Source organism: Segatella copri (assembly GCF_026015625.1).
Classification (GTDB): Bacteria; Bacteroidota; Bacteroidia; order Bacteroidales; family Bacteroidaceae; genus Prevotella; species Prevotella copri_H.
Genome location: NZ_JAPDVG010000001.1, coordinates 1,375,744 through 1,401,702, shown reverse-complemented (window position 1 = coordinate 1,401,702; position 25,959 = coordinate 1,375,744). Strand labels below are relative to the sequence as shown.

Below are 25,959 nucleotides of genomic sequence, written 5' to 3'. Positions count from 1 at the left end.
GAAATGCAGATTTTTAAAGTAGCATTCTTACTTATTCACCACATTAATCGGGTTGCCCTCGAGGAATGCCTTTACGTTGGCGGCTACCTGCTTGTTCAGGCGCTCGCGAGCCTCGTAGGTAGCCCAGGCAATATGAGGGGTGAGGTAAGCATTAGGCTCGCCGAAGAGCGGATTCTCCTTTGATGGCGGCTCCTGAGCCATTACGTCGGCACAGTAGGCACCCAGACTGCCTTCGTGGAGGGCAGCAGCTACGGCCTCCTCATCTACCAGCGGACCGCGACCCGTATTAACCAGGATGGCGGTATCCTTCATCTTCTCCAGACTCTCCTTATTGATGAAATGATAGGTGTCATCAGAAAGCGGACAATGGAGCGAGAGAATATCGCTCGTGGCAAGCAAACCCTCCTTGCTCACCTTCTGGATCCACTCAGGCAGATTGCTCGAATTCTTGCTGGTGCAGGCACAGATGTTCATGCCAAACTGGCGGGCGATGTTGGCAACCTTCATGCCGATATTGCCCAGTCCCATGATACCCAGGGTCTTGCCGGCAAGCTCCATCAGTGGGGTATCCCAATAACAGAAATCCTTATTGTAAGCCCAGCGCTCGTTGCGGTTCTCCTGGGTATAATGCTCTACGCGGTTGGTTACGGCAAGGATGAGGGCGAAGGTCATCTGCGCCACGCTATCGGTGCTGTAGGCTGGAATATTGGTTACGATGATGCCCTGTTTCTTGGCAGCCTCGATGTCTACCACGTTGAAACCGGTAGCCTGGATACCGATGTATTTCAGTTTAGGAAGCTGCGCCAGTGTTTCTGCATCTATCTGTACCTTGTTCAGAAGGATGATGTCGGCATCCTTGGCACGTTCCACTTTCTCTGCATCTGATGTGCGAGGATAAACTACCACCTCGCCCAGTTTCTCCAGAAGATGATAATCCAAATCTCCCGGGTTTGCGGCATAGCCGTCTAGAATAACAATCTTCATAAATTTTTCCCGTTTTCTGTTGTTATAAAATTCAAGACCCATCTGTCCTGACAAATCTGAGTCTGAGTTTATTTTAATGGGAAAAGCCTTCCCCTTGAGAAAGAGAAAGGCTTTTCCGTATGTATGGTTTATTCGTTCATCAAGTAGTTCTTGAATGATGCGAAATCCTTGGTCATCTGGATACTCTTCTTCTCACCCTTCATGAATTCTGCAAGGCGTGCAGGAATCTCAATGTCGCTGTCAAGGATGCTGTCTACCTTCTCCTTGAACTTGGCTGGATGAGCGGTCTCGAGGAACACGCCAACCTCACCTGGCTTCAACTGCTCCTTCAGGGCGCGATAGCCGCAAGCTCCGTGAGGGTCAAGTACATACTTGGTTTCATTGTAGCACTGCTTCATGGTTTCTGCAATCTGCTCGTCCTTGTATGTAGCACCACCGATGTAGGCAGCGATGGCATCGTGATTGCCCTTGTAGAGGTCGTAGATGCGGGCAAAGTTTGATGGGTCGCCTACGTCCATGGCATTGGCGATGGTCTGCTTGCTAGGCTGTGGATTGTACTTGCCTGTCTGCAGATACTCGTAGAAGATATCGTTGGCGTTGTTGGCTGCGATGAAGCGGTGGATAGGCAATCCCATCTCATGACCGAAGAGTCCGGCTGTGATGTTGCCGAAGTTGCCGCTAGGTACGCAGATAACCAGCTTGTCGGCGAGACCCTTCTCCTTCATGCGGGCATAGGCATTGAAATAATAGAATGCCTGAGGCAGGAAGCGGGCCACGTTGATAGAGTTGGCTGAAGTGAGCTTCATGTGCTTGTTGAGCTCCTCGTCCATGAACGCAGACTTTACCAGCGCCTGGCAGTCGTCGAATACGCCGTCTACCTCGAGGGCTGTAATGTTCTGACCGAGGGTAGTGAACTGACTCTCCTGAATCTTGCTCACCTTGCCCTTAGGATAGAGCACGTAAACATGGATGCCGTCAACGCCGAGGAAACCGTTGGCAACAGCCGAACCGGTATCGCCCGATGTAGCTACGAGCACATTCACCTCTTCCTTGCCTTCCTGACGTACGAAGTACTGCAGGAGACGGGCCATGAAGCGCGCACCCACATCCTTGAAGGCGAGGGTAGGACCATGGAACAGCTCGAGAGAGTAGATGTTTGGCTCTACCTCAACTACAGGGCAGTCGAATGCCAGGGTATCGTATACAATCTTCTTCAATGACTCGGCATCAACGTCCTCGCCAAAGAAGGCATCAGCTACCTTGTAGGCAATCTCCTGAAAGGAGAGTTTCTCGATGTTGTCGAAGAAATCCTGTGGCAACTTCTTGATGATTTCTGGCATATAGAGGCCACGGTCTTCTGCCAGACCTTTAACTACCGCCTTGTGAAGGTCGGCGATGGGTGCTTTCTTATTTGTTGAATAATATTTCATTGTAATTCTAGTTTAAAATTTATAGTTTATAGTTTATAGGGCAATCTTGTATTAAGCAGACTTGCTATAAACTATAAACTGTTAACTATTAACTTAGTTGATTCCCATAAATGTGTTCATGAATTCCTGCAGCTGCAGCATGCCGTAACCGCCACTCACGCAGCTTACCTCATCATACTTCTCTACGTTATCCGGCTCAATGCCAGGGTAATAGATGATGAAAGGCACAGGCTCCTTTACGTGGGTACGGATCTCTACCGGAGTAGGATGGTCTGGGAGAACTGCGATGCATACCGGCTCGTCCCAGGTGCTTACCTCATCGAAGATAGGCTTGATGAGTCGCTGGTCGAGGTTCTCGATGGTCTTCAGCTTCAGTTCCAAATCACCATCATGACCTGCCTCGTCGCTCGCCTCTACGTGAACATAAACGAAGTCGTCGCCGTCCTTCAATGCCTGGATAGCTGCGGCTGCCTTGCCCTCATAGTTGGTATTGGCAAGACCGGTAGCGCCCTCAACGATGATGTTGCGCAGACCGGCGTAATGGCCGATGCCTCGAATCAGGTCTACGGCAGAAATCACAGAACCCTTCTTGATCTGTGGATACATCTGGGAGAGGGTGAGCATGTGCGGACGGTAACCACCGCCCCAAGGCCAGATAAGATTGGCCATTCGTTCGCCACGCTCCTTGCGCGCCACATTGAAAGGATGGTTCTCCAGGAGTTCCTGACTCTCGAGAATCAGCTGGTTCAGAAGGTCGGCTGTATCACGACGGCTGATGTGACCCTCATCGCCTCCAATCTCCGGCAAGATAGGTTTCACCATCAGCTTATGCCATTCCTCGTTGGGATGATCATGAGGTGGGGCACAGTCGATATGCTTGTTTCCGTGCTTCACCACCAGAAGATGGCGATACTGGATGCCGGTAACAAACTTGACATCAGGATATTTCTTGCCGAGGGTATCGTTGAGATACTTGATGAGCACATCCGCATCTTCCGTTTCCAGGTTACCACCGTTGTGGGTGATAATCTTGCCGTCCTGCACATTGATGATGTTGCAGCGCAGGGCAAGGTCGGTAGGCTCCAGTTCATAGCCGATGCTGGCAGCCTCGAGCGGTCCGCGTCCTTCGTAAACTTCGTTCTGGTCATAGCCCATGATAGAGCTGTTAGCTACCTCAGAACCCGGATGGAATCCATCTGGCACGGTAACGAGTCTTCCTGTCTTGCCCTTCTTGGCAAGCATATCCATATAGGGTTTGTTGGCGTATTGCAGGAGTGTCTTTCCACCCAGTCTTTCTACCGGGTGGTCAGCCATTCCGTCGCCAAGAATGATAATATGTTTCATCTCTTCTTTTAATGTTAAGTGTTAAATGTTAGCGATACTCATGATGTTGGCGAATACACCGGCAGCAGTTACGCTGGCTCCGGCACCATAGCCCTGAATCATCATAGGGTATTCCTTATAGCGCTCGGTGGTGAGCAGCACGATGTTGTTGGAACCTTCCAGATTGTAGAACGGATGTTCAGGACCCACAGCCTGCAAACCTACGCTAGTCTTGCCGCCATCCAGGGTAGCAACGAAGCGCCAGCGTTTGTGCTCTACATCGAGCGCCTTGCGCTTAGCCTCGAAATCGGCATCGAGTTCAGGAAGTTTCTTCCAGAAGTTGTCGAGCGAACCCTTGAAGTATTTGTCTGGCACGAAGAGGTTCTTCTCTACATCTTCCTGCTCTACGCGGTAACCTGCCTCGCGGGAGAGAATCACCAGCTTGCGAATCACGTCCATACCGCTCAGGTCGATACGTGGATCAGGCTCGCTGTAGCCCTTCTCCTTAGCCAGTCTCACAGTCTCAGAGAATGGAACGACGCTGGAGATGGCGTTAAAGATAAAGTTGAGCGTACCTGAGAGAACTGCCTCAATCTTAAGGATTTTATCTCCGGAGTTGCGGAGGTCGTTGATGGTACCGATGATAGGAAGACCGGCACCTACGTTGGTCTCGAAACGGAATACTACGCCACGCTGGATGGCTGTCTTCTTCAGTTTCTCGTAGTTCTCATATTCGCTTGATGCAGCAATCTTGTTGGCTGCGATAATGCTTACGTTGTGCTCCAGCAGACTCTGGTAGAGAGCGGCCACATCCTTGCTGGCAGTACAGTCTACAAACACGCTGTTGAAGATGTTCATCGCCAGGATGGTATCGCGCAGAACCTCTGGAGTGCTTGGGTCTGATTTCTTCAGTTCCTCGCTGTAGTTCTCGAGATCAATACCATCGCGGTTGAAGATGGCGTTCTTGGAAGAAGCGATACCCACCACGTTGAGCTTCAGTTTGCTGCGCTCCATGAGGTCGGCATACTGGTTCTTGATCTGCTCGATGAGCTTTCCGCCCACGGTACCCACACCGCAGATGAAGAGGTTCAGCACCTTGTATTCTGAAAGGAAGAAACTGTCGTGGAGCACGTTGAGTGACTTTCTCAGATAATCGCTCTTCACTACGAACGAGATGTTGGTCTCTGAAGCACCCTGTGCACAGGCGATGACGGAAATACCGCTACGGCCGAGGGTTCCGAAGAGCTTACCGGCGATACCGGCAGCATGCTTCATGTTTTCACCCACGATGGCGATAGTAGCCAAGCCCTTCTCTGCGTGCATTGGGAACATGGCACCATCGGCAATCTCGTTGTGGAACTCATTGTTCAATACCTTTACAGCCTCTTCTACATCCTGCTCGCGCACACCGATAGAGGTAGAGTTCTCAGATGATGCCTGTGACACCATGAACACAGAGATGCCCTCGTTGGCAAGAGCGGTGAAGATACGGCGGTTTACACCAATCACACCGACCATGGAAAGACCGGTTACGGTGATGAGCGCTGTACCGTTGATAGAAGAGATACCCTTGATAGGCTTCTGGTCGCCATCTATCTTGTTCTTGATGATGGTGCCCGGAGCATCTGGGTTGAAGGTGTTCTTAACCTTGATAGGAATATTCTTGACACAAACTGGGTAGATGGTTGGAGGGTAGATGACCTTTGCACCAAAGTTGCAAAGCTCCATCGCCTCAACGTAACTCAGTTCGTTGATGGTATAAGCTGATTTGATGACACGTGGGTCGGCGGTCATGAAACCGTCTACATCAGTCCAGATTTCGAGCACTTCTGCATCGAGGGCAGCTGCTATGATGGCTGCTGTGTAGTCGCTACCGCCACGGCCAAGGTTGGTGGTGCGGTCTGTGTTCTTGTCACGACTGATAAAACCCGGAACGAGAGATATGCGTGGAATTTCTGCAAAGGCTTCTTTTACCAGTTTGTTGGTCAGCTCGCTGTCGAGTACATGCTTGTCTTTGCCGTTCTTGCGCTCAGTCTTGATGAAGTTGCGTGAGTCGAACCATTTGGCTCCACGAATCAATGTGGCAACAATCTTGGAACTGAGTCTTTCACCATAACTCACGATGGCATCCTGTGTTTTCTCGCTGAGGTCGTGGATGAGGTATACACCAAAATAGATGCTCTTCAACTGCTCGAAGAGGGCATCAACCGATTTGAATAAGTTTTCTCTGTCTGTAGTGTCAGTGATGATGGTGTCTATCATCTTGTGGTGGCGATCAACCATGGCTTCGAATTCTACTTTCCACTGTTCATCACCCTTGAGGGCAAGTTGAGAGGTTTGCAAGAGTTTGTCCGTGATACCGCCAAGCGCGCTCACGACAACCACTACACTCTGTTTCTTAGCCTCGTTTTCAACGATACGTTTCAAGCTGAGGATGCTTTTTACGGAACCAACCGATGTTCCGCCGAATTTTAATACTTTCATATGTTCTTGAATTTTACGTTGGTAATGTAATGCCTCCCCCGAAACGACCGGGGCCGAAGCAGAACTTGAGGGCAAAAGTACGAATAATATATCAAACTGCCAAGGATTTTAACAAAAAAGTAGCATATTGTAGATAAAAAAGCTATTTCAGTAGATAATTACAGGCTCTTCCTCTTCCTTATACCTTATTATATATATAAAAAACGTTGAAATGTTTGGGTGTTTCGGATTATTTGCTTAATTTTGCCGATGTAATTCAAAGCATTAGCAATATGGTTACAGAAGTAAATAGTAAAAATCAACTCGTTGAACGCAATTTCAAACGAAATGAGATGCTGGCTGAGTATTTCTTTGGTCTTTCAAAGATGGTATGCAGCGGTATTGGAATTGGTGCATTGTCGCCACTGTTTACAGGTGAGGCAATGGGAGTAACTAACTATGTTTGCATGGGATGCGCAGTAATCGCTGCTGCATGTTTTGCTTATGCAGGCAATTATTTATTAAAAGTAGAATTAAAAAAGAAATAATTATGGAAATGTTGACAATACTTTTTGCAATAGCAGCAATCATTGGTGTCGGTTTGGTTATTTGGATGAAATATACTGAATCTGGTAAAAAATGGGTTGAGGGTGAGTATTAATACTTTTTGAATCAAGTAATGAAATATCTTTTATTCTCAGATATCCACGGCTGTTTGCCAGCCCTGGAAAAGGTCCTCGATTTCTTCGAGGCTGAACATTGTGACATGATGTGCATCATGGGGGATATCATCAACTACGGTCCCCGCAACCGCATTCCGGAAGGAATCGATCCTAAGGGTATCGTAGAAAGACTGAATGCGCTGGCAGATAAGATTATCGCTGTGCGTGGCAACTGCGATGCGGAAGTAGACCAGATGCTCCTCGATTTCCCTATCATGGAGACCTATGCCTTGCTGGTAGACGGAGGCAAGCGCTATCTTCTGACCCATGGACATGTATACAATAAGGAAAACATGCCGAAGGGTCCTTACGAGGCTATGATCTATGGACACTCCCATCTCTGGGAACTCTCTCATAACGAGAAGGGGCAGGCCATCGTAAATACCGGCAGCATCACCTTCCCGAAGGGTGGCAATCCGCCAACCTTTGCAACATTGGAAGATGGTAAGTTCACCATGTATCAGCTGGATACGCTCGAAGTGCTGGCTACAATGGAAGCATGAAAAAGTGAAAGTGAAAAGTGAATTGTGAATGTAATGCGAAATCCGTAATATGGAATCAGTCACTCGTCACTTTTATAAAACTAATCATAAAACTCAAAGTTCAAAGCTCAAAGTATAAAGTATAATGATTCAAGAATACCAGATAAGAATTCTGCCCGAACAGGCAGCCAGCGAGGAAGGCATCAAGCGTTATCTCGCCAAAGAAAAGGGATTGGATGTAAGAACGCTCAACCAGGTGAGGGTTTTGAAGAGAAGCATCGATGCCCGTCAGCGCACCATCTTCGTCAACCTGAAGGTGCGTGCTTATATCAACGAATTTCCGCAGGACGACCAGTATGTCCATACCGAATATCCGGATGTGAGCAGCAGACCTCGGGTTATCGTTGTGGGTGAGGGACCTGGCGGCCTCTTTGCTTCCCTGCGCCTGATAGAACTGGGATACCGTCCTATCGTGCTGGAGCGAGGCAAGGATGTGCGCGAACGCAAGAAGGACCTCTCTAACATTACCAAGACTCAGAAGGTAGATGGTGAGAGCAACTACTGTTTCGGTGAAGGTGGAGCCGGTGCTTATAGTGACGGCAAACTCTATACACGAAGCAAGAAAAGGGGAAGTGTAGATAAAATTCTGAACGTATTCTGCCAGCATGGTGCCAATACCAATATCCTGGCAGATGCCCATCCGCATATCGGTACCGACAAGTTGCCACGCGTTATTGAAAACATGCGCAACACCATCATCAAGTGTGGCGGCGAAGTGCATTTCCAGACCAAGATGATTCGTCTGATCCTTGAGAGTGAAGGTAAGCTGACGGCACCTGATGCTGCAGCTGGCGATAGGGTGATAGGCGTAGAAGCCGTGAATCTGGCTACGGGTGCAGAGGAAACTTATCGCGGACCGGTTATCTTGGCAACAGGTCATAGTGCCCGCGATGTATACCGTTATCTCGCTTCGGCAAAGATAGATATCGAGGCAAAAGGCATCGCCGTAGGTGTGCGTCTGGAACATCCTTCCCAGCTCATCGACCAGATTCAGTATCATAATAAGAGTGGTAGAGGAAAATATCTGCCTGCTGCCGAATATAGCTTTGTTACTCAGGTAGATGGCAGAGGTGTCTATAGCTTCTGTATGTGTCCGGGCGGTTTTGTGATTCCGGCTGCTACAGGACCGGAACAGCTCGTGGTGAACGGTATGAGTCCGAGCAACCGCGGTACTGCCTGGAGCAACTCGGGCATGGTGGTGGAAACTCATCCCGAGGATGTGGCGCAGTTTGTGAAGGAACATCAGTCTGTCATCGAACAGCAGGAAATGAAGGCACAGGAAAATTCTTCACTCTTCACTCCTCACTCTTCACTCCAAATGATGTACTTCCAGGAAATCGTGGAAAAGCAATGCTGGCAGCAGGGCAACATGAAGCAGACTGCACCGGCACAGCGCATGGCTGACTTCGTGAACAATCGATTGAGTTATGATCTGCCAAAGAGCAGCTATGCTCCAGGCTTGATTTCGAGTCCGTTGCATTTCTGGATGCCGTCTTTCGTGAGCAAGCGACTGCAGGAAGGCTTCAAGACCTTCGGCAAGAATGCCCATGGTTTCCTGACCAACGAGGCTACACTGATAGCGATGGAGACGAGAACCTCATCGCCTGTCCGCATCGTCCGTGACCGCGAAACCCTGCAGCATGTTCGCATCCAGGGACTCTTCCCATGTGGCGAAGGTGCTGGCTATGCAGGCGGAATCGTATCGGCTGGTGTAGACGGAGAAAGATGTGCAGAGATGTGTGCTGAGTATTTGAAACAACAATAAACGAATGCCTGGAATGATGAAATACAGAAAAACGGGAAAGTTTAAGCTGGGCTTCTTGACTTTACTCCTGAGTGTGCTCTTCGTGGCGTGTGGCTCGGGAGCGTCTGATGCTGACAGGCAAATCAAGAGCAAGACTGATTTGAAGGGGGCTGTGATTGGTGTGCAGCTCGGTACCACTAGCGACGGACTAGCTACGGAGCTGGAAAAGGAAGGTGGCGGTACCAAGGTAGAACGGTACAACAAGGGAGCCGATGCCATCCAGGCACTCCTGCAGGGTAAGATTGACTGCATGGTGACCGATGAGGCGCCAGCCAAGGCATTCCAACGGGTGAACCCATCGCTCCGTATCCTGCCCGAAACCTTCGATGCGTCCTCTTTCGCCATCTGCGTGGCTAAGGATCATGCTGAGTTGCAGCAGTCCATCAATCATGCCATCCGCATTCTGAAAGAGAATGGCGTCATCGATTCCATCGTCAACCGCCATCTGGAACGGGGCATAGCCGTGGCTTATACGCCAAAGACTTCTGATGTGAAGAAGGTGGGACCGGAAGCGCTGCAGAAACTCGGCTTGAAGACGAGTCTCCGTTTTGCCACCAACGCTACCTTCGAGCCTTTCGAATATTACCAGAATGGCAAGATTGTGGGCATCGACGTGGATGTGGCGAATGCCATCGGCGATGTGATGGGCGTGGATGTCGAGATTCTTGATATGGAGTTTGATGCCATCATCACCTCTGTACAGGCAGGTAAGGCGGATGCGGGTATTGCCGGCATCACGGTTACTCCTGAACGGAAGAAGAATATCGGATTTACAGATTCCTATGCCGATGTGCGACAGGTTATCATGGTGAATTCCAATGAAGTGAAAACAGCTGGTAACCAGCCGGGAGTGATAGATAAGTTTAAATCCTGCTTCATAGATGACAACCGTTATCAGTATCTGTTGCAGGGCTTGGGCAATACGCTCATCATCACATTCTTCGCCATCATCCTTTCCGTGATACTCGGAACGCTGATAGCTATTGTCAGAGCACGTCATGAACGTAAGGGCGACTGGAAGATTCCGAACATGCTCTGCCAGCTGTACCTTACCATCATGCGAGGCACGCCAACCATGGTGCAGTTGCTCATCATCTATTATGTGGTGTTTGCATCAGCAGATGTCAATAAGATACTGGTGGCTGTCATCGCCTTCGGCTTGAACTCGGCAGCTTATATTGCCGAGGTAATCCGCTCGGGCATCATGTCGGTGGATAATGGTCAGATGGAGGCGGGTAGAAGTCTTGGTCTTTCGTATGGCAAGACGATGCGTCTCATCATCCTTCCGCAAGCCTTCAAGAATGTGCTTCCGGCTATGGGTAACGAGCTTATCACTCTGCTCAAGGAAACCTCTATCAGCGGTTATATCGGACTGGTAGACTTGACCAAGGGTTCCGACATCATCCGAAGCATTACTTACGAAGCGATGATGCCGTTGGGCGTAGTAGCTTGTCTCTATCTCGTTCTTGTTCTCGGACTGAACGCAGGAGTGAGAAGGCTGGAGAAGAGACTGAGAAAGAGCGAAAGGAAATGAGGAATCCTGAAAGGACAAAAGCTTTAAAACAATGGATAAAATGAACGAAATAATCAAGATAGAAGGACTTCGTAAACGCTTCGGCGACAACGAGGTGCTGAAAGGCATTACAACCTCGGTGAGGAAAGGTGAGGTGGTTGCCATCATCGGTCCGTCGGGTTGTGGCAAGAGTACCTTCCTGCGTTCCATCAACCTTCTGGAAGAACCTACCGAGGGTAAAATCTTTATTGATGATATGGATATCACATCAAGCGATGTTGATATCAACCGAATGCGCCAGAGGGTGGGTATGGTATTCCAGCAGTTCAATCTCTTCCCTAATATGACCATACGCCGCAACATCATGCTGGCTCCGGTAGAATTGGGTAAGATGACAAAGGAAGAAGCTGATGAGAAAGCAACGGAACTCCTGACCCGTATCGGATTGCTGGATAAGGCCGACAGTTATCCCGACAGTCTGTCGGGCGGACAGAAACAGCGCGTAGCTATCGCCCGTGCCTTAGCGATGAATCCAGAGGTAATCCTCTTTGATGAGCCGACTTCGGCTCTCGATCCGGAAATGGTGGGAGAGGTGCTGCAGCTGATGAAAGATGTTGCTGCCGAAGGAATGACGATGGTGGTGGTGACCCACGAGATGGGATTTGCAAGAGAAGTGGCCAACCGTGTTCTCTTCTTCAGTGACGGCTATATCACGGAAGACGGAAGTCCTGAGCAAATATTCAACCATCCGAAATCGCCAAGACTACAGGAGTTTCTGGGAAAAGTTTTGTAATAGTTTATAGTTAACAGTTACTTGATGACAATAAAAAAAGATGCATTACTGGTATATTCAGCAATGCATCTTTTTTATTTGATGGTCTACAATCAGTAAAATGTTAACTGTAAACTATTAACTATTAACAGTTTTCTTCTCAATAATCTCTTCAGCACGTTTCAGAGCCTTGCTGATGTGATCTGTGATATTATCCTTGCCAAGAATATTGTAGAAACCAGCCTTTTCCAACTGGGCGTTTACCTTCTCGCAAACACCGGAGAGTACAACCTGAATGTCCTCCTTCTGACTCATCTCGCAGAGGTTGGTGAGGTTGTGGATACCGGTTGAATCAACAAATGGAACCTTGCGCATACGGATGACGCGTACCAGTGGACGGTCACCGAAAGCTGCCATCACTTCCTCAAACTTGTTACCGGCTCCGAAGAAGAAAGGACCATTGATTTCGTATACCTCTACGCCCTTCGGAATCGTATAGTGCTCCAGGTTGGTTGAGAGGAAGTCAAACTCCTTGTTCAAGTCAATCTCATCATCGGTAATAGCTGTCACGTCGGTGGTTTCGCTCATTCGCTTCATGAAGAGCAGACAGGCGATAATCAGACCCACCTCAATGGCTACTGTCAAATCGAAGATGATGGTGAGGAAGAAGGTAATCAGAAGTACGGTTACATCGCTCTTCGGATTCTTCATCAATGCCAGGAAACTTCTCCATCCGCTCATTCCGTAAGATACAACTACCAATACACCGGCAAGACAAGCCATAGGAATGTACTGGGCAAGAGGCATCAGAAAGAGGAAGATGAGCAGCAGAACTATGGCGTGGATGATGCCTGCAATAGGAGTCTTACCGCCATTATTGATATTGGTCATTGTGCGGGCAATGGCACCTGTTGCAGGAATACCGCCAAAGAGGGGAGAGGCGATATTGGCTAAACCCTGAGCTACCAACTCGGTGTTACTGTCGTGATGATCGCTGATTACACCATCGGCAACAGTTGCTGAAAGCAAACTCTCAATGGCTCCCAGAATGGCGATGGTAATAGCTGGTGATACAAGACTCTTGATGGTCTCCCAATTCATGACTGGTACCTGAGCTGCAGGCAGTTCGTTGCTGATAGAGAAGCGGTCGCCGATGGTCTCGATACTCTCTACACCGGCAAACTGCTTGAGCAGTAAGGCTACAACGGTCATCAGGATGATGGCAATAAGAGAGCCCGGAATCTTCTTGCTGAACTTAGGGGTGATGGCGATAACCACTACGCTTACTACTCCGATAAGGGCACACCAAGGATCTATGGTGTCAAAGCTTTGGAAGTAGACACCCCATTTCTCCAGAAAATCAGAAGGATTTGAAGTCAACGTCAATCCAAAGAGATCCTTGATCTGGGTCGTGAAGATGGTTACGGCGATACCACTGGTAAATCCCACAACGATAGGGTAAGGGATGTACTTGATGATGGTTCCAAGACGGAGAAGTCCGAAGAGAACCAGGAACAGACCTGCCATCAGTGTCGCAATCGTCAAACCTTCCATGCCATATTTCTGGATAATGCCATAGATGATAACGATGAATGCTCCCGTAGGACCACCAATCTGCACTTTGCTTCCACCGAAGATGGAGATGATGAGACCTGCTACAATGGCGGTGATGATACCCTTTTCAGGGGTCACGCCAGAAGCGATACCGAATGCGATGGCCAGAGGCAGGGCTACGATACCAACGATGATACCTGCCATGAGGTCAGACATGAATGTTTTCTTGTTGTATGTCTTTAAACAGGAAAACAAACTCGACTTAATTGCTAATGCCTTCATTTGAAAGTTTTAAAATATATGTAATTAATCTTGTTATCCGTTAAAACGTGTGCAAAGGTACTATATTTTTTTTAATTGGCAAAATGTTTTTCTGAGTTTCTCCCTTTTCTTCGATAATATTCTTCTTCGTATAGTAATATTCTTCTTTGATAGATATATTCTCCGGATAATACTTTTCTAGTTGAATCCTGATTTCTTTTCGGTCTTGGAATATGAGTACAATATTATTAATGCGCTTGCGGGTGTGCGCCCGCACATGCAGGCAGGCGTATGCATGTATAAAATAAAGTGTAGTGGTAAGAAAAACTCCAGAAAGTCTTTATAAGTGTTAAAAATGCACTAGAATCTCAACTTTTTTACGAAAAGATTTGGTGGAATGAAAAATAGTTAGTACTTTTGCACTCGCTTTTGAGAAATACGGTTTCTCTTAGCAACAAAAGAAAGAGTTCTCTGAAAGATTTTATATAAACAGACAAGTAGTACAAGAAGCGGTTAACTTCTTAGAAATAAGAAAGTTGACTGGGTAAAAGAAACGAACCGTCAAGCAATTGACAAGTCAGGTTTACTAAGCTTCAATAAACGAAAAGGATATTCGTCCTAAGTACAGACAACAAACACCGAGTTGCTTCTTCGGAAGTAACGAAGTAAAAATGATATTTTACAATGGAGAGTTTGATCCTGGCTCAGGATGAACGCTAGCTACAGGCTTAACACATGCAAGTCGAGGGGAAACGACATCGAAAGCTTGCTTTTGATGGGCGTCGACCGGCGCACGGGTGAGTAACGCGTATCCAACCTGCCCATCACTTGGGGATAACCTTGCGAAAGTAAGACTAATACCCAATGATATCTCTAGAAGACATCTGAAGGAGATTAAAGATTTATCGGTGATGGATGGGGATGCGTCTGATTAGCTTGTTGGCGGGGTAACGGCCCACCAAGGCGACGATCAGTAGGGGTTCTGAGAGGAAGGTCCCCCACATTGGAACTGAGACACGGTCCAAACTCCTACGGGAGGCAGCAGTGAGGAATATTGGTCAATGGACGAGAGTCTGAACCAGCCAAGTAGCGTGCAGGATGACGGCCCTATGGGTTGTAAACTGCTTTTATAAGGGAATAAAGTGAGTCTCGTGAGACTTTTTGCATGTACCTTATGAATAAGGACCGGCTAATTCCGTGCCAGCAGCCGCGGTAATACGGAAGGTCCGGGCGTTATCCGGATTTATTGGGTTTAAAGGGAGCGTAGGCCGGAGATTAAGCGTGTTGTGAAATGTAGACGCTCAACGTCTGAACTGCAGCGCGAACTGGTTTCCTTGAGTACGCACAAAGTGGGCGGAATTCGTGGTGTAGCGGTGAAATGCTTAGATATCACGAAGAACTCCGATTGCGAAGGCAGCTCACTGGAGCGCAACTGACGCTGAAGCTCGAAAGTGCGGGTATCGAACAGGATTAGATACCCTGGTAGTCCGCACGGTAAACGATGGATGCCCGCTGTTGGTCTGAACAGGTCAGCGGCCAAGCGAAAGCATTAAGCATCCCACCTGGGGAGTACGCCGGCAACGGTGAAACTCAAAGGAATTGACGGGGGCCCGCACAAGCGGAGGAACATGTGGTTTAATTCGATGATACGCGAGGAACCTTACCCGGGCTTGAATTGCAGAGGAAGGATTTGGAGACAATGACGCCCTTCGGGGCCTCTGTGAAGGTGCTGCATGGTTGTCGTCAGCTCGTGCCGTGAGGTGTCGGCTTAAGTGCCATAACGAGCGCAACCCCTCTCCTTAGTTGCCATCAGGTTAAGCTGGGCACTCTGGGGACACTGCCACCGTAAGGTGTGAGGAAGGTGGGGATGACGTCAAATCAGCACGGCCCTTACGTCCGGGGCTACACACGTGTTACAATGGCAGGTACAGAGAGATGGTGTTCTGCAAAGCGCATCAAATCCTTAAAGCCTGTCTCAGTTCGGACTGGGGTCTGCAACCCGACCCCACGAAGCTGGATTCGCTAGTAATCGCGCATCAGCCATGGCGCGGTGAATACGTTCCCGGGCCTTGTACACACCGCCCGTCAAGCCATGAAAGCCGGGGGCGCCTAAAGTCCGTGACCGTAAGGAGCGGCCTAGGGCGAAACTGGTAATTGGGGCTAAGTCGTAACAAGGTAGCCGTACCGGAAGGTGCGGCTGGAACACCTCCTTTCTGGAGAGACGAATTTCCTATAGAAGATTTAGGAACAGGACTTAAAAGTTCGCTTCTCTTCTTGTACGCACCATCTGTTTAATCAAATACAGGAGACTGGGATTCCTTATACATTATATAATATATAGGGATGGCTCAAGCAAAATGGTTCGACTCCACAATCTCCACCATGCCTTATTAAGGCAAGAAGATCTTTGACATATTGACACAAGCAAAACTGTAAGTAATGAACTTTAGTTCAGACTAAAGTAAATCAAATCGCAAGATGAGATTTCACTTTGTTAGAATACAGCTGAAAGTATGAGCTACTTATTCGCTGTCAGGTTAAACTGATAGCAAATACAGTCGTAAAGAAAGTAAGAAAGGGCGTATGGCGGATGCCTAGGCTCACGGAGGCGATGAAGGACGTGATAAGCTGCGATAAGCTTCGGGTAGGTGCAAATAACCCTTGATCCGAAGATTTCCGAATGGGACAACCTAGCCGTCTGAAGGACGGTTACTAGCACCTAAGTGTTAGAGCTAACGCAGGGAACTGAAACATCTTAGTACCTGCAGGAAGAGAAAATAAATTAATGATTCCCCCAGTAGTGGCGAGCGAACGGGGAACAGCCCAAACCGTTGACGTCGCAAGGCGCCAGCGGGGTTGTAGGACCGCGACATTGTACTGAAATGGTGAGTGGAAGTATCTGGAAAGTTACATCACAGAAGGTGATAATCCTGTACACGAAGCCAGATCAGGCATAGCGGTATCCTGAGTAACGCGGGACACGAGGAATCCTGCGCGAATCTGCCGGGACCATCCGGTAAGGCTAAATACTCCCGTGAGACCGATAGCGAACGAGTACTGTGAAGGAAAGGTGAAAAGAACCCCGAGCAGGGGAGTGAAATAGTTCCTGAAACCATACGCCTACAAGCGGTCGGAGCATCTTACGATGTGACGGCGTGCCTTTTGCATAATGATCCTACGAGTTACCGTCACTGGCGAGGTTGAGTGTCATGAGACACGTAGCCGCAGTGAAAGCGAGCCTGAATAGGGCGCACAGTCAGTGGGGGTAGACGCGAAACCAAGTGATCTACACTTGGCCAGGATGAAGTCCCGGTAACACGGGATGGAGGTCCGCACCAATAAGCGTTGAAAAGCTTCTGGATGAGCCGAGTGTAGGAGTGAAAGGCCAATCAAACTTGGAGATAGCTCGTACTCCCCGAAAGGCATTTAGGTGCCGCGTCGGATGGTCACCGTGAGAGGTAGAGCGACCGATAGGACAAGAGGGCTTCACCGCCTATCGAGTCCTGACGAACTCCGAATGCTCACGGTCTGCAGTCCGGCAGTAAGGGGGCGGGTGCTAAGGTCCGTCCCCGAGAGGAGAAGAATCCAGACCGCCGTCTAAGGTCCCGGAGTTCTGCCTGAGTTAGTCTAACGAAGTCTGGTCCCTATGACAGCTAGGATGTTGGCTTGGAAGCAGCCATTCATTCAAAGAGTGCGTAACAGCTCACTAGTCGAGGGTCCGGGCATGGATAATAATCGGGTATAAGGCAGACACCGAAGGCGCGGGATAGCATTTAAGAAAGTATCGGTAGGGGAGCATACTCACAGCGTCGAATGGTGTACGTAAGTTATCCTGGAGCGGTGAGTAAAGCAAATGTAGGAATAAGTAACGATAAGGAGGGTTAGATTCCCTCCCGCTGTAAGACCAAGGTTTCCCGGGCAATGCCAATCAGCCCGGGGTCAGTCGGGTCCTAAGTCTAAGCCGAACGGCGATGGCGATGGCAGAGACGGTTAATATTCCGTCACTGCCGCATGGGGCGACGTGGAGACGGAGCAGTGAAACCACCGCGGGGCGACGGAAGTCCCCGTTGAAGAGTGTAGGTGTTGAGGATGGCAGGCAAATCCACCGTCCGAGCTGAACTTGATAGTATGGAGTCTTCTTCGGAAGAATCCAATAGTGTGGGTAATCATACTCCCGAGAAAATCCGCTAAGCTTAACCCATGCGGCACCCGTACCGCAAACGGACACACGTGGTCGGGTAGAACATACTAAGGCGTTGAGAGATTCATGGTTAAGGAACTAGGCAAATTGACCCTGTAACTTCGGGATAAAGGGTCCTCGTGATGAGCGAGGCGCAGAGAATAGGTCCAGGCAACTGTTTAACAAAAACACAGGGCTGTGCAAACTCGAAAGATGACGTATACAGCCTGACACCTGCCCGGTGCCGGAAGGTTAAGAGGAGATGTCACTCGCAAGAGGAAGCATTGAATTGAAGCCCCGGTAAACGGCGGCCGTAACTATAACGGTCCTAAGGTAGCGAAATTCCTTGTCGGGTAAGTTCCGACCTGCACGAATGGTGTAATGATCCGGACGCTGTCTCAACCATGAGCTCAGTGAAATTGTAGTATCGGTGAAGATGCCGATTACCCGCGATGGGACGAAAAGACCCCGTGAACCTTTACTACAGCTTAGCATTGACCTTGGTCATCCGATGTGTAGGATAGGCCGGAGGCTTTGAAGCGGGAGCGCCAGCTTTCGTGGAGCCATCCTTGAAATACGGCCCTTTGGCTGTCTGAGGTCTAACGCGTGATACGCGGACACTGCTTGGTGGGTAGTTTGACTGGGGTGGTCGCCTCCAAAAGCGTAACGGAGGCTTCCAAAGGTGCCCTCGGGTCGATTGGTAACCGACCTCAAAGAGTGCAATGGCATAAGGGCGCTTGACTGGGAGGCAGACATGCCGAGCAGGCAGGAAACTGGGGCATAGTGATCCGGCGGATGTGTATGGAAACTCCGTCGCTCAAAGGATAAAAGGTACTCCGGGGATAACAGGCTGATCCCCCCCAAGAGCTCATATCGACGGGGTGGTTTGGCACCTCGATGTCGGCTCGTCACATCCTGGGGCTGGAGAAGGTCCCAAGGGTTGGGCTGTTCGCCCATTAAAGTGGCACGCGAGCTGGGTTCAGAACGTCGTGAGACAGTTCGGTCTCTATCTATCGTGGGCGTGGGAGTTTTGAGTGGTGCCGTCACTAGTACGAGAGGACCGTGATGGACAGACCTCCGGTTTACCAGTTGTGCCGCCAGGCGCACCGCTGGGTATCTGAGTCTGGATTGGATAAGCGCTGAAAGCATCTAAGTGCGAAGCCAGCCGCAAGATGAGAACTCCATTGAGGGTCGTCAGAGACGATGACGTTGATAGGATGCAGGTGTAAAGACAGTGATGTCAAAGCCGAGCATTACTAATTGCCCGAACACTTTCTTTAGGAAAGTTCATAGTTTCAACTGTATGTACAGTCTGAATGGTGCTGAAAGTTGTAATTCAACATTCAACAATCAACATTACTTATACGTTTGCTTGTGTGCAAATACGTCATAACCCATTATCAGGTGGTTATTGCGGTGAGGTCCCACCTCTTCCCATTCCGAACAGAGAAGTTAAGCTCACTTGCGCCGATGGTACTGCAATGCAATGCGGGAGAGTAGGTAGCCGCCTCCTTTCAATTTCAGAAGCCTCGATTACGAAAGTAGTCGGGGCTTTTCTGTTTAATAACTCTGGCTATTTAGTATAATTACCCTTGCTATATAATATAATAACCCCTCGCTATTTACCATAATAGCGAGGGGCATTTCTGCGATATTCTGAGTGTTTTGTCTACTGCTTGGTGAATTTCAGTTTTTTAGGAATCTTCACCCATTTCCGGTTTCGGGCAATTTTCAGGTTACTTCCTTCTTTCTGCTGCAACTCGTAACTGCCATCGGGCAAGGCTATGAGGTCGGCAGTAAGATCTTCGCTCCCGTAATCATTGATAATGGATAGATGAGCGGTCTTTCCTTCTATGTCAGCATCTGTAATCAGCCATTTGCGACTATCACGTCTGTCACCGAAATATCCGGGCATTTCACCGAACAGTTCCTGTCCAGGAACCTTGAGGTTCTTATGGTAGAAGTCTATATTCATATAGACATCATACTCTTTGTTTGTAATCTTCCCCTTGAATAAGGTGCTGTCTGTTTGTGCCATACTAGATATACTAATTAGGCATAATAATGTTGCTAAAATCTTTCTTTTCATCTCTTTTTTCAATTAACTGCGACAAAGTTATTCATTTAAATCAAGAAAACTGCATTTTTTTTAGGATTTTAATAAGATTAATTCGTTTTTTTGCAAATATTTATCTATCTTTGCGGTGTTTATTGATAATTATATATGGAAAAGAAAAGATTATTTCCAGATTACATATTTGAGTCTAGTTGGGAAGTGTGTAATAAAGTTGGTGGTATCTACACCGTTCTTTCAACACGAGCTAAGACTCTTACGGAAAGGTTAAAGGATCAACTAATCTTCATTGGTCCTGATTGCTGGGGAGACAAGGTGAATCCTTATTTCTCTCAAGATGATACGCTTTATGCGGCGTGGAAAACAGAAGCTCTGAAAGAGGGCTTAAAGGTTAAAGTAGGTAGATGGAATATACCGGGAGAGCCAGTAGCTGTTTTAGTAGATTTCAATCCTTACTATGCTGTTAAAGACCAGATCTATGGACAACTATGGCAGGACTATCAGGTTGATAGTCTTCATGCTTATGGTGACTATGACGAAGCATCGATGTTCTCTTATGCTGCCGCTCTGGTAGTAGAGAGTTTCTACAAACATGTCGTTGGAAAAGGCAAGAAAGTTATCTATCATGGAAATGAATGGATGACAGGGCTTGGTGTGCTCTATGTGAACAAGCATCTTCCTGAGGTGGCTACTGTGTTCACCACGCATGCTACAAGTATCGGTCGTAGTATTGCCGGTAATAATAAGCCTCTTTACGATTATCTTTTTGCCTATAATGGTGATCAGATGGCGCAGGAACTCAATATGCAAAGCAAGCATTCTATAGAAAAGCAGACTGCTATGTATGTTGATTGTTTCACAACAGTGAGTGATATTACTGCCAACGAGTGCAAGGAATTGCTCGATAAACCGGTAGATTTCGTTTTGCCTAACGGATTTGACAATAGTTTTGTACCTAAAGCAAGTACCTTTACAAAGAAACGTAAGGAGGCAAGAAAGCGTTTGCTCGATGTTGCCAATGCTTTGATGGGTACAGATTTGGATGATGATACGCTCATCGTTTCTACCAGCGGACGCTACGAGTTCCGCAACAAGGGTATCGATGTCTATATTGAGGCAATGAACCGCTTGCTTCGTGACAACAATTTGAAGAAGAATGTATTGGCATTCATTGACGTACCTGGTTGGGTAGGAGATCCACGTCAGGATCTGTTGGATCGTCTGAATAGCGGTAAGAAGTTTGACACGCCATTGGAGGTTCCGGAGATTACCCATTGGTTGCATAATATGAGTCATGATAATGTATTGGGTATGCTGAAGTACTTCAACATGCATAATAATAAGGAAGACAAGGTGAAACTGATATTCTTACCTTGTTACTTGACAGGCGATGATGGCATTATCAACAAGAGCTACTATGATGTAGTGTTGGGTAATGACCTCTGTATCTATCCTTCTTATTATGAGCCATGGGGATATACTCCATTGGAGGCTGTTGCGTTCAAGGTGCCTTGTATCACCACCGATTTGGCTGGTTTCGGTCTTTGGGCTAACTCAGAGAAGGGAAGTTACAGTGAGATAGAGGATGGTGTGAAGGTTATCAAGCGTACCGACTATAATTATTCTGAGGTAGCTGATGCTATCAAGGATACCGTAGCTAAGTACTCGGGATTCACCAAGACACAGGTGAACAAGTGTCGTAAAAATGCTGAGATTCTTTCAGAAAAAGCATTGTGGAAACACTTTATCGAGTATTACTATGATGCTTATGACTTTGCCCTGCGCAAGGCTGAAGTTCGTATGAAGAAATAATAATCACTCTCTCTTGATGGCGTAAGCCATAAAACAAATATTTGGATTCTGCAAGAATCGCTATGTTTGCAAGATAGAAAATATACATCTTAAAAATAAAACACAATGAAAATTAAGGCAGACTATGCTAATGCTCCTCAATGGAAGGAGACAACCATTAAATCAAGCCTTCCTAAGGAGTTGAAGTGCTTGGATGAGATCGCTCACAATATGTGGTGGGCATGGAATTATGAAGGTCGTGACTTGTTCAAGAGTCTTGATCCAGACTTGTACGAGAAGTGTAATGCTAACCCTGTATTGCTCTTGGAGCGCTTGAGCTACGACCGCAAGGAGGCTATTGTTAAGGACAAGGAGACAATGGCTAAGGTTAAAAACGTCTATAAGATGTTCCGCGAGTACATGGATGTGAAGCCTAATGCTAAGCGCCCTTCAGTTGCTTACTTCTGCATGGAGTATGGTATTAACCAGGTGGTTAAGATTTACTCTGGTGGTCTTGGTATGCTTGCTGGTGACTACTTGAAGGAGGCTTCTGACAGCAACGTGGATATGTGTGCTGTTGGTTTCCTCTACAGATATGGTTATTTCAAGCAGTCTTTGAGTATGGATGGTCAGCAGATTGCTAACTATGATGCTCAGAACTTCAACTCTCTCCCTATCGAGCGAGTATATGATGAGAATGGTAACCCATTGGTAGTTGATGTGCCTTACACAAACTATCAGGTACATGCATACGTATGGCAGATGAATGTAGGTCGTATCAAGTTGTATCTCCTGGATACAGATAATGATATGAACTCAGAGTTCGACCGTCCTATCACTCACTCTCTCTACGGTGGTGACTGGGAGAACCGTTTGAAGCAGGAGATTCTGCTCGGTATCGGTGGTATGCTCGCATTGAAGAAGATGGGTATCAAGAAGAATATTTATCACTGCAACGAGGGTCATGCAGCTCTTTGCAACTTGCAGCGTCTCTGCGACTATATCGAGGAGGATGGCTTGAACTTCAACCAGGCTCTCGAGTTGGTTCGCGCTTCTTCTCTCTATACTGTTCACACTCCTGTGCCAGCTGGTCATGACTACTTCGACGAGGCTCTCTTCGGCAAGTACATGGGTGGCTATCCACAGCGCCTTGGCATCTCTTGGGATGAGTTCATCGGTATGGGTCGTGAAAATCCAGACGATCACAACGAGCGTTTCTGTCTCTCTACATTCGCATGCAACACTTGCCAGGAGGTTAACGGTGTAAGTAAGCTTCACGGTTGGGTAAGCCAGCAAATGTTCTCTAACATCTGGAAGGGCTACTTCCCAGAGGAAAACCACGTAGGTTATGTAACCAATGGTGTTCACTTCCCAACTTGGACTGCAACAGAGTGGCGTAAGCTTTATGATAAATATTTCGACAAGAACTTCATGAACGACCAGAGCAACGAGGAAATCTGGCATGCCATCTACAATGTTTCAGATGCTGAAATCTGGAATACCCGTATGACATTGAAGAAGAAGCTCGTAGCTTATATCCGTGAGAAGTTCACCCAGACATGGTTGAAGAACCAGGGTGATCCTGCTCGTGTAGTATCTTTGCTCGAGCGTATCAACCCTAACGCTTTGATGATTGGTTTCTGCCGTCGTTTCGCTACATACAAGCGTGCTCACCTGCTCTTCACCGACTTGGAACGCTTGTCTAAGATCGTTAACGATCCTGAGCACCCAGTATTGTTCTTCTTCTCAGGTAAGGCTCACCCAGCTGATGGTGCAGGTCAGGGCTTGATCAAGAAGATTTTCGAGATCAGTCAGCGTCCTGAGTTCCTCGGCAAGATTATCTTCCTCGAGGACTACGATATGACTTTGGCTCGCCGTCTGGTTTCAGGTGTTGATATCTGGATGAATACTCCTACACGTCCATTGGAGGCTTCTGGTACATCTGGCGAGAAGGCTGAGATGAATGGTGTTGTCAACCTCTCTGTACTTGATGGTTGGTGGGTAGAAGGTTACCGCGAGGGTGCTGGTTGGGCTCTTCCTGAGAAGCGTACATACCAGAACCAGGGTTACCAGGATCAGCTTGATGCTGCTACTATCTACAACCTCTTGGAGAACGACATCATCCCTATGTATTACAACAAGAATAAGGAAGGCTTCAGCAAGGAGTGGATCCAGGTAGTAAAGAACTCTATTGCTACTATCGCTCCTCACTATACAATGAAGCGCCAGTTGGATGACTACTATGATAAGTTCTACAATAAGGAGGCTGCCCGCTTCAAGAAGTTGAGCGCTAACGACAATGCACTTGCTAAGGAGATTGCACTCTGGAAGGAGAGCGTTGCAGAGCGTTGGGATGGTATCCACGTTGTATCTAAGGACGACTGCATGCTGATGGCTGCTGAGACTGGTCAGAAGATTAAGGTTCAGTATGTTATCGATGAGCAGGGCTTGAACGATGCAGTAGGCTTGGAGCTTGTTGTATTGAAAGATCAGCCAGAGGATGGCAAGCAGATTTATGCTGTTTATCCATTCAAGATGGTTGGTCACGAGGGTAACAACTTTACATTCGAGGCTGAGATTGAGCCAATCAATGCTGGTTCATTCAAGACAGGCGTACGTATGTATCCTAAGAATGATAAGTTGCCACACCGTCAGGACTTCTGCTACGTGAAGTGGTTGAACTAATATAATAGCGACATTGTCACATTATAAATATATGAATCCTGTATCTCTTTTTGGGATACAGGATTTTTTTTGTTGAAATCGAACAATGAACAGTGTTATTGTAGTTGTGAAAAGTGAATTGTGAATGTAGATTAGAAACAGGGGAAGAATGGAATCATAAAAAAGGAGTCTTCCTTTTTAAAAGAAAGACTCCTTGTAAACTTGTATGATGATATTTCCTTATACCAGATACTGGGAAGAGATACTCTCGTTATCCTCAACACGGCGAATGGTTTCTGCAAACATATCTGCAATAGAAATCTGCTTAACCTTTGCGCAACGCTTGGTGTAAGGGATGGAATCAGTGAATACTATCTCCTCAAGAGCTGAATCCTGGACACGCTCAGATGCAGGACCACTCATCACGCAGTGAGATGCACATGCACGAACAGTCTTTGCACCAGCCTGCTTCATGATGTCGGCAGCCTTCGTGATAGTACCGGCTGTATCGACCATATCATCAATGATGACAACATTCTTGTCTTTTACATCACCGATAATCTGCATGCTTGCTACTACATTGGCGCGAGCACGGGTCTTGTTGCAGAGCACGAGAGGGCAGCCAAAGTACTTAGCATAAGTGTTGGCACGCTTAGAACCACCAACGTCTGGAGAAGCAATGACCATATCCTTGAGGCGTAAGCTCTGCAGGTATGGCAAAATAACGCCAGATGCATAGAGGTGATCTACAGGAACATCAAAGAAGCCCTGAATCTGGTCGGCATGGAGATCCATGGTGATGAGACGGTCGATACCGGCAACGCTGAGCAAGTCGGCTACCAGTTTAGCGCCGATGCTGACACGTGGCTTGTCCTTGCGATCCTGACGGGCCCATCCGAAGTAAGGAACAACAGCAATAATATTGCGGGCAGAAGCACGCTTTGCTGCGTCAATCATCAGGAGCAACTCCATCAAGTTGTCTGAATTAGGGAATGTGCTCTGTACGAGGAAAACATCGCGTCCGCGGATAGACTCCTCGAAAGATACGCCAAATTCACCATCAGAGAACTTGGTTACAACCAAATTACCCAGTGGGCAACCTAAACTAGCGCAGATTTTTTCTGCAAGGTATCTCGAGTTAGTACCAGAGAATACCAAAAAAGAGTTTTTGTCACTCATTTCTATTAGTGTTTATGTGTATTAATAGTTATTTTTATCTGTTTTCATGTAGGGGGATGAATCTTTTTTCGGGAACCTCAGTATTAGCTGATAGCCTTTCTCAATTTCTCGAAGTGAAGAATCAGCTCTTTGAAATCGCGCTCGTTGTGAATGTCGAATCGGTTCCAGAGATCTCCACAGATTACTACTCCTCCAAATCCGAGTTCCTTGGCAATCTTGAGATTTTCCAGACTCATGCCTCCCAAGGCGTATACCTTCTTGTCTATGAGTCCTGCCTTGGCTGCATTCTCAAGCTGCTGCAGATTGAAGGAAGACTTTTCATCTTTAAACTCAATACAGTCGAAGATGTTTTTCAGAAACACATAGTTTGATTTCTTCTTCATCTCTTTCAGCATCGAGAGATCTGTGCAGGTGCGACTGAACTTGCCTTTGTATCCATCCGGTACCGGTGCTAGCGGATCGTCTATATGGATTCCTGCTAAATCATACTCCTGTTTGAGGTAATAATGATCATGAACAGTAATCTTGCGAAGATAGTCTTCAGGCAGTAACGTGAGCAGTCGCTCAGCATACATTGGTGACGAACCTGGCTTGAAAAGATGCAGGTTGTCCATGCCCTCGTCGAACAGCGAGGATAGTATTTTATCTTCTTCCACAAAGAATGTGGACTTGGTCATTATCGCTAATTTCATCGTCAAAATGA

At 47.5% G+C, this 25,959-nt stretch carries 15 protein-coding genes and 3 rRNA genes; 10 read left to right on the top strand and 8 right to left on the bottom strand.

Annotation, left to right across the window (positions count from 1 at the left end):
• Window positions 1-27 precede the first annotated feature (27 nt).
• From ONT19_RS06340 to thrA, 4 genes are all read right to left on the bottom strand, one after another.
• Entirely contained in the window at window positions 28-984 is a 957-nt protein-coding gene (locus ONT19_RS06340; RefSeq protein ID WP_117729195.1) for a D-2-hydroxyacid dehydrogenase, read from the bottom strand.
• Window positions 985-1,112: 128 nt separating this feature from the next.
• Window positions 1,113-2,414 (bottom strand): threonine synthase, encoded by a 1,302-nt coding sequence (gene thrC / locus ONT19_RS06335; protein WP_022120315.1) that lies wholly within the window; start codon window positions 2,412-2,414, stop codon window positions 1,113-1,115.
• A 93-nt stretch (window positions 2,415-2,507) separates the two neighbouring features.
• Window positions 2,508-3,758: a cofactor-independent phosphoglycerate mutase gene (locus tag ONT19_RS06330; protein ID WP_264952911.1), complete on the bottom strand. Its 1,251-nt coding sequence runs from the start codon at window positions 3,756-3,758 to the stop codon at window positions 2,508-2,510.
• A 21-nt stretch (window positions 3,759-3,779) separates the two neighbouring features.
• A complete protein-coding gene (gene thrA, locus ONT19_RS06325) occupies window positions 3,780-6,221 on the bottom strand; it encodes a bifunctional aspartate kinase/homoserine dehydrogenase I (RefSeq protein WP_264952912.1) in 2,442 nt (813 codons plus the stop codon).
• Window positions 6,222-6,493: 272 nt separating this feature from the next.
• On the opposite strand from thrA, the gene ONT19_RS06320 reads away from it, so the two are divergent.
• The 5 genes from ONT19_RS06320 to ONT19_RS06300 all read left to right on the top strand — a co-directional run bounded on the left by ONT19_RS06320 (window position 6,494) and on the right by ONT19_RS06300 (window position 11,574).
• Window positions 6,494-6,748, top strand: a complete 255-nt coding sequence (locus tag ONT19_RS06320) for a hypothetical protein (RefSeq protein WP_006848733.1) — start codon at window positions 6,494-6,496, stop codon at window positions 6,746-6,748.
• Between the two features lie 131 nt (window positions 6,749-6,879).
• The gene (yfcE, locus tag ONT19_RS06315) at window positions 6,880-7,425 is read left to right on the top strand and encodes a phosphodiesterase (RefSeq protein WP_006848732.1); all 546 of its coding nucleotides are present in this window, start codon (window positions 6,880-6,882) and stop codon (window positions 7,423-7,425) included.
• Window positions 7,426-7,549: 124 nt separating this feature from the next.
• A complete protein-coding gene (locus tag ONT19_RS06310; RefSeq protein WP_264952913.1) occupies window positions 7,550-9,229 on the top strand; it encodes an NAD(P)/FAD-dependent oxidoreductase in 1,680 nt (559 codons plus the stop codon).
• Window positions 9,230-9,242: 13 nt separating this feature from the next.
• The gene (locus ONT19_RS06305) at window positions 9,243-10,802 is read left to right on the top strand and encodes an ABC transporter substrate-binding protein/permease (RefSeq protein WP_264912868.1); all 1,560 of its coding nucleotides are present in this window, start codon (window positions 9,243-9,245) and stop codon (window positions 10,800-10,802) included.
• 40 nt (window positions 10,803-10,842) lie between these two features.
• Window positions 10,843-11,574, top strand: coding sequence for an amino acid ABC transporter ATP-binding protein (locus tag ONT19_RS06300; RefSeq protein WP_262912842.1), 732 nt, complete (start codon window positions 10,843-10,845; stop codon window positions 11,572-11,574).
• Between the two features lie 117 nt (window positions 11,575-11,691).
• On the opposite strand, the gene ONT19_RS06295 is transcribed toward ONT19_RS06300, so the two are convergent.
• Window positions 11,692-13,389 (bottom strand): SulP family inorganic anion transporter, encoded by a 1,698-nt coding sequence (locus ONT19_RS06295; RefSeq protein ID WP_006848728.1) that lies wholly within the window; start codon window positions 13,387-13,389, stop codon window positions 11,692-11,694.
• 660 nt (window positions 13,390-14,049) lie between these two features.
• Here ONT19_RS06295 and ONT19_RS06290 point away from each other — a divergent pair.
• From ONT19_RS06290 to rrf, 3 genes are all read left to right on the top strand, one after another.
• Window positions 14,050-15,581 (top strand): 16S ribosomal RNA (locus ONT19_RS06290).
• 350 nt (window positions 15,582-15,931) lie between these two features.
• Window positions 15,932-18,828 (top strand): 23S ribosomal RNA (locus ONT19_RS06285).
• A gap of 120 nt (window positions 18,829-18,948) precedes the next feature.
• Window positions 18,949-19,061, top strand: a 5S ribosomal RNA gene (rrf, locus tag ONT19_RS06280).
• Together the 16S, 23S and 5S rRNA genes form the textbook arrangement of a ribosomal RNA operon.
• A gap of 156 nt (window positions 19,062-19,217) precedes the next feature.
• Here rrf and ONT19_RS06275 read toward each other — a convergent pair.
• Complete coding sequence (locus ONT19_RS06275) at window positions 19,218-19,586, bottom strand: hypothetical protein (protein ID WP_233400745.1); 369 nt, start codon at window positions 19,584-19,586, stop codon at window positions 19,218-19,220.
• A gap of 186 nt (window positions 19,587-19,772) precedes the next feature.
• Here ONT19_RS06275 and ONT19_RS06270 point away from each other — a divergent pair, with 186 nt between their 5' ends.
• Together ONT19_RS06270 and glgP are read left to right on the top strand one after the other, a co-directional pair.
• The gene (locus ONT19_RS06270; RefSeq protein ID WP_264952914.1) at window positions 19,773-21,434 is read left to right on the top strand and encodes a glycogen/starch synthase; all 1,662 of its coding nucleotides are present in this window, start codon (window positions 19,773-19,775) and stop codon (window positions 21,432-21,434) included.
• A 105-nt stretch (window positions 21,435-21,539) separates the two neighbouring features.
• A complete protein-coding gene (gene glgP / locus ONT19_RS06265) occupies window positions 21,540-24,098 on the top strand; it encodes an alpha-glucan family phosphorylase (RefSeq protein ID WP_264952915.1) in 2,559 nt (852 codons plus the stop codon).
• Window positions 24,099-24,317: 219 nt separating this feature from the next.
• Here glgP and ONT19_RS06260 read toward each other — a convergent pair whose 3' ends face one another.
• Window positions 24,318-25,256 (bottom strand): ribose-phosphate pyrophosphokinase, encoded by a 939-nt coding sequence (locus tag ONT19_RS06260; RefSeq protein WP_006849494.1) that lies wholly within the window; start codon window positions 25,254-25,256, stop codon window positions 24,318-24,320.
• 83 nt (window positions 25,257-25,339) lie between these two features.
• Entirely contained in the window at window positions 25,340-25,948 is a 609-nt protein-coding gene (locus ONT19_RS06255; RefSeq protein WP_022120692.1) for a thiamine phosphate synthase, read from the bottom strand.
• Between the last annotated feature and the right edge of the window lie 11 nt (window positions 25,949-25,959).